We start from the raw sequence: 8717 nt of genomic DNA on the forward strand, positions 1-8717 counted from the left end.
AATGCTCTTTGGATTGCTTTTTGCGCCAAAGTGAGTAAAATTTTCGGGCTTTTTCATGGACAGCCGGACTCCGTTCCTCGATGGAGTCTGGTTGTTTTGATAACTAATGAGGATGTTATGGTAACAATTCGTTTAGCTCGTGGTGGCGCTAAAAAGCGTCCGTTTTATCAAGTAGTAGTGACCGACAGCCGCAATGCGCGTGATGGTCGCTTCATTGAGCGCGTTGGTTTCTTCAACCCTATCGCATCAGGGAATGCTGAAGCTCTGCGTTTAGATCTGGACCGTATCGAACATTGGGTTGGTCTGGGTGCATCTGTGTCTGATCGTGTTGCGGCACTGATCAAAGACGCTAAAAAAGCAGCTTAATCTGTCGCGGTGGTAACAATGAGCAAACAATCTGGCCTGGAGCACCCTGTTGATCCAATCGTGTTGGGGAAATTAGGGTCAGCGTACGGCATACGTGGTTGGCTCAGAGTTTTTTCCTCCACCGAACAAGCCGAAGACATCTTTGAATATCAGCCGTGGTTTATTCAGCGTTCCGGTCAGTGGCAACACGTTGAGCTGGAAACATGGAAATATCACAATCAGGATTTGATCATCAAAATTAAAGGTGTTGATGATCGGGATGCCGCTAATCTGTTCACCAACAGTGAAATAGTGGTGGATTCATCCCAATTACCAGAACTGGAAGACGGTGATTATTACTGGAAAGACCTCACAGGTTGCCAGGTAATCAATACGGCGGGTTATAACCTTGGCATTGTCCAGGATATGATGGAAACCGGGTCTAACGATGTGATGGTAATCAAGGCAAACCTGAAAGATGCATTCGGTATCAAGGAGCGGTTGATTCCGTTTCTTGATGGGCAGGTTATCAAGAAAGTTGATCTCGCTACCAACACTATTGAAGTAGATTGGGATCCTAGTTTTTAATCTCCGGTAAACCGGTTGAGAAGTGGGACGCTATATGTGGATTGGGGTAATTAGCCTGTTTCCTGAAATGTTCCGCGCAATAACCGATTACGGGGTAACTGGTCGGGCAGTGAAAAATGGCCTGCTCAGTATCGATTGCTGGAGTCCGCGGGATTTTACCTACGACAGGCATCGTACTGTGGATGACCGCCCTTATGGTGGTGGTCCTGGCATGCTGATGATGGTGCAACCATTACGGGAAGCCATTCAGGCAGCTAAAGCAGCGGCTGGTGTTGGTGCAAAGGTGATATATCTTTCACCTCAGGGACGTAAACTCGACCAACAGGGAGTTTGCGAACTGGCAGCAAATGAGAAATTAATTCTGGTTTGCGGTCGTTATGAAGGTATTGATGAGCGCGTTATCCAAACCGAAATTGACGAAGAATGGTCTATCGGGGATTACGTTCTCAGCGGGGGAGAACTTCCTGCTATGACAATGATTGATTCCATATCCCGGTTTATTCCAGGGGTGTTGGGGCGTCAGGCATCGGCAGAAGAGGACTCGTTTGCTGACGGGCTGTTGGATTGCCCGCATTATACCCGCCCTGAAGTGTTGGATGGGATGGAAGTCCCGGCAGTTTTACTGTCAGGAAATCATGCCCAAATTGATCGCTGGCGCTTGAAACAATCACTGGGTCGTACTTGGCTAAGAAGGCCCGAACTTCTAGAAAGCCTAGCTCTGACTGACGAGCAAAGGATGTTGCTGGCTGAATTCCAACAGGAATATCAGGATCAGGCAACGAATTAATCTAGACATGTCCAATAAAGGAATGTCTCTGATATATCAGTTTACCTAGGGTAAGAGAGTTATTATGAGCAACATTATTAAACAACTTGAACAAGAGCAGATGAAGCAAGACGTACCTTCATTCCGTCCGGGTGACACCGTGGAAGTTAAGGTATGGGTCGTTGAAGGTTCTAAAAAGCGTCTGCAGACATTCGAGGGCGTGGTTATCGCGATTCGTAACCGCGGTCTGCACTCTGCATTCACTGTTCGTAAGATTTCTAACGGCGAAGGCGTTGAGCGTGTATTCCAGACTCACTCCCCAGTCGTAGACAGCATCCATGTTAAACGTCGTGGTGCTGTTCGCAGAGCTAAACTGTACTACCTGCGTGAGCGTTCTGGTAAGGCAGCTCGTATTAAAGAGCGTCTGGGCGCTAAATAATACGCTTTTGCTACATCCGAAAGTTATAGGCCAGCAATTTGCTGGCCTTTTTAATAATATACTTATATTACGTAACGTTAATCGCCATCCAGCCCAAAAATCACCATATCATAACCATTCTTCATACTCTTCCTTCTCCAGCTTAATTCACTGAATACTGTTACGAACAATTGTGTGTTTTTTAATTCATTAAAAATTGTTAATGAATATCATTGATACATTTATTGTAAATGGAGAAAAGAAAATGGAGTCAGGAGTACCCAGCGAAAATATTCAAAATAATAATGAGCCCGTGAGGCCTGTAAGTAACTGGCCTGTATGGGGTATTGTGGCTTTGCCTATCGTGGGTTCGATAGTAGAAGTATTGGCTGATACAGAATTTGATTGGTGGATATATGCAGGGTTTAATATTTCTCTTTGGCTTGCAGATGATATTTTACTGAAGAGTCAAAATCGGAAAATACCAAAAGGTTTTTTATATTTTATTCTTTTAACGCCATTATATTTATGGAAAAGAGCAACATTTCTAAAGACCGATAAAGGTTATTTTATTGGATGGTTACTCACATTTGTATTATCAATCATTATTTCTTTCAAACATGTTTCTAGCCAAATGGTGGCTGAAGCGGCATGTTCTGTTGTCACTGATATTTATAGCCAAGAGTATAATAATAATGCGATGCAGTTACATTTGTATAATATGCTTCGTGAACCGAATAACTTTCATTACATGAATAATGTCAATAACATTAAATGTCAAAATGTTAATATTGATGAGAAACTATCTGATGGAGTTTATAATGCGCACGCAATGCTCAATAATGGAGATTCAGTAAATATACATATCGAAGTAAAATCTGATGAAGTTCATGTAAAGATTTTGGATAAGTAGAAAAGGTTAAGAATTTTATCAAAAATAACACCGTCTACTGCTAAATATTTTTAGTAAACGGTGTTACTTGTTGTGAAATCACATAAAAGTGCTGACCAAGACATACCCTACTGTACAGGCACTGCTGACGCCAATCAGACCCGGTATAAGGAAGCTATGGTTGATGATAAATTTCCCGATTTTTGTTGTACCTGAGCGGTCAAAACCGATACAGGCCAAATCACTTGGATAGGTAGGCAAAACAAAATAACCATAAGCCGCTGGGAAGAAGGCAATCAAAAGCTTAGGGTCAACACCAAGCTGTAATCCCATTGGAGCAATTGCGGTCAAAGCGGCGGCCTGGCTGTTAACCAATTTTGACACCAGAAACAGCACTAATGCATAAGTCCAGGGTTTTGCCTGAACAATATCTTCCAATACCAGTTTCAAATCGCCTAAATGTGCATGAAAGAAGGTATCACTCATCCATGCAACACCAAAAACAGAAAAGATAGCAACCATTCCGGCTTTGAATACGGCACTATTAGCTATTTCGCTGGTTTTGACTTTACAGGTCATCAAAATGATTGAACCCGCGATCAGCATCATCATCTGGATAACCAGATTCATAGAGAGTGGCTTTAATTCCCCTTTTACTTCAAAAACAGGCCGTAGTTCAGTGCATGCACCGAACATCACCACGACTGCAATGGCAGCGAAAAAGATCCAGGTGGCTCTGTATGCTTGTTTAGGAAAGACCTGATCTAACAGCGTTTCTGAATTACCGTAGATAAATTCTCGTTGTTTAGGATCTTTAATTTTTTCCTGAAATTCTTCGTCTTTATCTAAGTCCTTGCCTCGACGTAAACTCCATAATGCAGCAAGTACAACCCCGGTCAGTGATGCAGGAATTGAAATGGTCAGGATTTCTAAGATCCCGTAGGCATGGCCGATACCATGACTGGCCGCGATAATTGATACTAAAGAAACGACGGCAACGGAAACGGGAGAGGCTGTAATTGCCATTTGTGAGGCAACAGATGCGACAGCCATCGGACGTTCAGGGCGAATGCCTTTTTTTAAGGCGATATCACCGATGATAGGGAACATGGTATAAACCACATGGCCTGTGCCACAAAGGAAAGTTAACATCCATGTAGTGAGTGGCGCTAAAATAGTAATGTGTTGTGGATGGCGGCGTAGAAGGCGTTCAGCACACTGCATCATCACATTCAGGCCACCTGCAGTTTGTAAAACAGATGCGCAGCCGATCACTGCAAGAATAGTTAGCATTACATCAACTGGTGGCTTACCTGGCTCTAATCCAAAAATAAATGTCAGTATAAAAAGCCCGATGCCACTGATCAGCCCCAATCCCATGCCCGCATAACGCGTACCTATCAATAAGCATATAATTATTATGGCAAATTGCAGCGTTATCATATCTATCCTTAATGAATGAGTAAAAAATGAACGTTGATAACCCACTTCTTTTAGGCAGAGTTATTCAACTATTCTTCATAAATGTTTTTTTATAGTTTCGAATTAACATTAAAAACACATGTTAATATTATTAAAATAAAAATATAAAAACGGGATTAAGATCTTGTTTTTATCAACTGATTTTTAAAGGTAATTAACTTTTTTATAAATAATTAATCAATGGTTAATAAAATATTGCTATTGGAGGTTTAATTGTTAAATATATTATTCAGTCATTAACGTTCAGTCTGTTTAATATATTTCTATTGATAATTAGAATATATGTGAATTATTTATGCATTGATTAATATCAATTACCAGGAAGGTTTGATGTAAAGTAAAATTTACACTTTCGTAAAAAAATATAAACAATCGGATTGTATTCTTTACGGAGCATGGTATGTTATCCGGCAGATGCTAAAAACTTAAACAGACAAATAAAGCAGGTATGAAAAATGATCATGCAAAAAGATGCGCTTAATAACATTCACATTCTCGATGAACAAGTTCTGATTACACCGGAAGAGCTGAAACTAAAATATCCATTGAGTAGCAGTGACTTGAATGCGATTACAAACGCGCGTAATACTATTGCAGATATCATCCATCATGATGATCCCCGTTTGTTGGTAGTATGTGGTCCATGTTCTATTCATGATGTGGATGCCGCTCTTGATTATGCCCAACGCCTGAAATCACTTTCTGCCGAACTGAGCGATTGTCTGTATATTGTTATGCGTGTCTATTTCGAAAAACCTCGTACTACTGTTGGCTGGAAAGGCTTGATCAGTGATCCTTATATGGATGGGTCGTTTGATATGGATGGCGGATTACATATTGCCCGTCGTTTATTACTGAATCTGGTAGAAATGGGTTTGCCACTGGCAAATGAAGCACTTGACCCTAACAACCCTCAATATTTGGGCGATCTTTTTAGTTGGTCAGCGATTGGAGCAAGAACGACTGAGTCTCAGACTCACCGTGAGATGGCTTCAGGCTTATCAGTATCAGTTGGTTTTAAAAATGGTACGGATGGTAATCTAAATACAGCGATTAATGCGATGAAAGCTGCCTCAATGCCACATCGCTTTATGGGAATAAATCAGTCTGGTCAGGTGTGCCTGCTGCAAACCCGGGGTAATCCAAACGGCCATATAATATTACGTGGTGGAGCTGAGCCTAATTATAGTGCTGAGCATGTGCGTGACTGTGAAAATCAGATGGTTAAGGCAGGTTTAGTCCCATCACTGATGATTGATTGTAGTCACGGTAACTCTAATAAAGATTTTCGCCGTCAAAGTGTTGTTGTGGATTCTGTCGCTGAGCAAATTATGCAAGGGAATCAATCCATCATTGGTATTATGTTAGAAAGTCATATTAATGAAGGAAACCAGTCTTCCGAGCTAACCCGTTCTGAAATGCAATATGGTGTTTCTGTCACTGATGCTTGTATTAGCTGGGAAACGACGGAGCAGGTATTAAGAAAATTACATCAGCAAATTAAGCCGCACTTATCAAAACGAAACATAACGATGAAACAGGCAGGGTAATTGACATGGCAGCAGAATTATCGCAATTGCGGGAAAAAATTGATGAGGTAGACAAAGCTTTGCTCAATTTACTTTCCAGACGGATGGATTTGGTTGCTGAAGTCGGTGAGGTTAAGAGTCAGCTTGGTTTACCGATTTATGCACCCGAAAGGGAGGCCAGTATGCTGGCTTCTCGCCGCCAGGAGGCAGAAATACTGGGGATTTCCCCGGATTTAATTGAAGATATTCTGCGCCGTATTATGCGTGAGTCTTATGCCAGTGAAAATGATAAAGGCTTCAAAAAGCTCAATGCTGATATAGGACCTATTGTTATTGTTGGTGGTTCTGGAAAAATGGGCCGGTTATTTAGCAGATTGTTGACTTTATCAGATTACGAAGTCAGGGTCCTTGAGGCGAATGACTGGGAACAGGCTGAAACTATTTTAGCTGGTGCTGGTATGGTCATTATCAGCGTACCTATCCATTTGACTGAAGATATTATCCACCGTTTACCCCCTTTGCCTGAAGAGTGCATTCTGGTGGATTTGGCTTCCATCAAACAAAAGCCACTTCAGGCTATGCTTGATGTACACAAAGGGCCTGTTTTGGGATTACACCCGATGTTTGGGCCGGACGTGGGAAGTTTTGCTAAGCAAGTGGTTGTTTTTTGTGATGGACGACAGCCCGAATCATACCAGTGGTTTCTGGAACAAATATCAGTCTGGGGCGCTCAACTACATAAAATCGATGCAGATCAGCATGATAAAAATATGAGTTTTATTCAGGCACTACGTCATTTCACCACTTTTTCTTATGGACGGCATCTGTTAAAAGAAGATATCGACCTACAGCAACTATTAGCGCTGTCTTCACCCATTTATCGTCTGGAACTGGCTATGGTTGGCCGATTATTTGCTCAGGATCCACAATTGTATGCAGATATTATTATGTCCAGTCCTGAAAATCTCGAACTGATTCGTCGTTATCATCAGAGCTTCGGTCAGGCTTTGGCGCTTTTGGAAAATCAGGATAAAAAAGCATTTATTGCAAGCTTTAATCAAGTGAGCGAATGGTTTGGTGATGAGGCAAACCGGTTTATGAAAGAGAGCCGGGCACTCTTACAGCAGGCTAATGATAATCGAGTATAAGTGAATCGGTTGCTATGAAGGAAAAGCCGGATGTTGCCATCCGGTTTACTATTCAGAATGGATCGGCCGAGGGGACATTTTCTGAGGGATAACATCCTAATATTTTCAAAAAGTGGGTGATTCCAGACAATTCCTTAAGAGCCTGTTGCATTTTCATGGAACGAATATTGGCCTGAACATCAATATAAAACATCTCTTCCCATGGCTTACCGTTTATCGGGCGTGATTCCAGTTTGCTCATAATAATATTGTGCTTTTTTAAGATAATGAGTGCGTCAACCAGAGCGCCGGCCTGCTGTCCCGTGGACATAATAAAAGTCGTTTTTGCCGGAACCTGATCTGATACTTCAATCGGTTTCTGGGCGACAACAATAAAACGGGTGCTATTATTTTGTTGGTTTGCCAGATTATTTTCTAAAACCTTCAGTCCATAAAGTGCGCCTCCGGCTTCACTTCCTAATACCGCCACATCCGGTGAATCTATTTCAGTTACCTTTTGCATGGCAACGGCAGTACTTTCACAATAGATGATATTCCAGTGCGGGAACTGGTTAAGATATTGGCTGCATTGCTGGAATGGCTGAGGGTGACTGTAGACTGTTTTTATCTTAGAAATATCACTCTCTTTGCTAACCAATAAGCAGTGATTGATCGGCAGAGTAATTTCTCCTACCAAAGATAATGGAGTGTGCTGCAACAGGTCATAAACATCATTTATTGCTCCGGAACTGGTATTTTCCAGTGGCAGGATACCGTAATCAGCCTGACCAATCTCCACTAATGAAAAGATATCAGGAAATTTATGACAGCTACATTCAATTAACTGATTGAAATGTCGTGCCGAAAACTGGCGGGCTGCAAGATGAGAATAAGAACCTTTTGGGCCAAGAAAGGCAATTCGTGCCGTATCATAAGGTGTCTGGTTCAGATGTTGCTGTAGCAGGGCTTGCTGTGTCAGTACTGAATCTTCAATGATCATTTGGAACAGGCGGGTAATGTAAAACCCATCCAACCCACGAGATTTACCTTTATCAATTAACACATCCAGTAATTCTCGTTCCCGATTTTTATCCCGTATCGGGCGATTATCATGAAGTTTTGTCTGTGCAACATCACAGGCTAATTGCCGGCGTTGTGCTAGAAGATCCAGTAAATCAGCATCAATGTTGCTGATTTTTTTACGAATGTTAATTAAATCTCGTTCCATAGTACATTCCTGACATTTTTATTATAAAAGTAATTTGTATCTTTTAAATTGCAACCCGTAATCTAGCTGGGCTATACACTTCGTCTTTCAAGTTGCCTCTTTGTTGGCTGCGCTCACTCACCCCAGTCACCGTTTTTATAAACATAAGGTTATCTATGCTCCTGAGGATGAACTCTCTTGCCGCCGTGACGCATCTTGAAATCCATTGTGTATATAAATTATGGTCTGTAAAATAAGTATCCCCCGGCATAGCCGGGGGTTTTTCATATGCGCCTATAAGGCTCTCTTACCTGCCGCGCCCTAACAGGCGCATCGCAATCTGACATTTGCATTCTAGTGATT

Annotated in this window: 9 protein-coding genes; 7 read left to right on the forward strand and 2 right to left on the reverse strand. The window is 41.8% G+C overall.

Annotated elements, in window-relative coordinates; genetic code table 11:
- The first annotated feature begins 117 nt into the window (after positions 1 to 117).
- From rpsP to AACX38_RS18640, 5 genes are all read left to right on the forward strand, one after another.
- A complete protein-coding gene (gene rpsP, locus AACX38_RS18620; protein ID WP_010845359.1) occupies positions 118 to 366 on the forward strand; it encodes a 30S ribosomal protein S16 in 249 nt (82 codons plus the stop codon).
- An 18-nt stretch (positions 367 to 384) separates the two neighbouring features.
- Positions 385 to 933, forward strand: coding sequence for a ribosome maturation factor RimM (rimM, locus tag AACX38_RS18625; protein ID WP_228863253.1), 549 nt, complete (start codon positions 385 to 387; stop codon positions 931 to 933).
- A 34-nt stretch (positions 934 to 967) separates the two neighbouring features.
- Positions 968 to 1720, forward strand: a complete 753-nt coding sequence (gene trmD, locus AACX38_RS18630) for a tRNA (guanosine(37)-N1)-methyltransferase TrmD (protein WP_099110744.1) — start codon at positions 968 to 970, stop codon at positions 1718 to 1720.
- Positions 1721 to 1784: 64 nt separating this feature from the next.
- Entirely contained in the window at positions 1785 to 2138 is a 354-nt protein-coding gene (gene rplS, locus AACX38_RS18635; protein ID WP_099110743.1) for a 50S ribosomal protein L19, read from the forward strand.
- A 202-nt stretch (positions 2139 to 2340) separates the two neighbouring features.
- Positions 2341 to 3030 (forward strand): hypothetical protein, encoded by a 690-nt coding sequence (locus AACX38_RS18640; RefSeq protein WP_228863254.1) that lies wholly within the window; start codon positions 2341 to 2343, stop codon positions 3028 to 3030.
- A gap of 78 nt (positions 3031 to 3108) precedes the next feature.
- On the opposite strand, the gene AACX38_RS18645 is transcribed toward AACX38_RS18640, so the two are convergent.
- Entirely contained in the window at positions 3109 to 4452 is a 1344-nt protein-coding gene (locus AACX38_RS18645) for an anaerobic C4-dicarboxylate transporter (protein WP_228863255.1), read from the reverse strand.
- 494 nt (positions 4453 to 4946) lie between these two features.
- On the opposite strand from AACX38_RS18645, the gene AACX38_RS18650 reads away from it, so the two are divergent.
- Positions 4947 to 6041, forward strand: coding sequence for a 3-deoxy-7-phosphoheptulonate synthase (locus AACX38_RS18650; protein WP_099119915.1), 1095 nt, complete (start codon positions 4947 to 4949; stop codon positions 6039 to 6041).
- A 5-nt stretch (positions 6042 to 6046) separates the two neighbouring features.
- Positions 6047 to 7168 carry a bifunctional chorismate mutase/prephenate dehydrogenase gene (gene tyrA / locus AACX38_RS18655; RefSeq protein WP_228863256.1) on the forward strand — a complete coding sequence of 374 codons (1122 nt, stop codon included), beginning with the start codon at positions 6047 to 6049 and terminating at the stop codon, positions 7166 to 7168.
- A gap of 52 nt (positions 7169 to 7220) precedes the next feature.
- On the opposite strand, the gene pheA is transcribed toward tyrA, so the two are convergent.
- On the reverse strand, positions 7221 to 8375 hold the full coding sequence (pheA, locus tag AACX38_RS18660; protein WP_228863257.1) for a bifunctional chorismate mutase/prephenate dehydratase: 1155 nt from the start codon (positions 8373 to 8375) through the stop codon (positions 7221 to 7223).
- Positions 8376 to 8717 lie beyond the last annotated feature (342 nt).

It is taken from the genome of Xenorhabdus sp. PB30.3 (genome assembly GCF_963895965.1).
In the GTDB taxonomy this organism is placed as follows: Bacteria; Pseudomonadota; Gammaproteobacteria; order Enterobacterales; family Enterobacteriaceae; genus Xenorhabdus; species Xenorhabdus stockiae.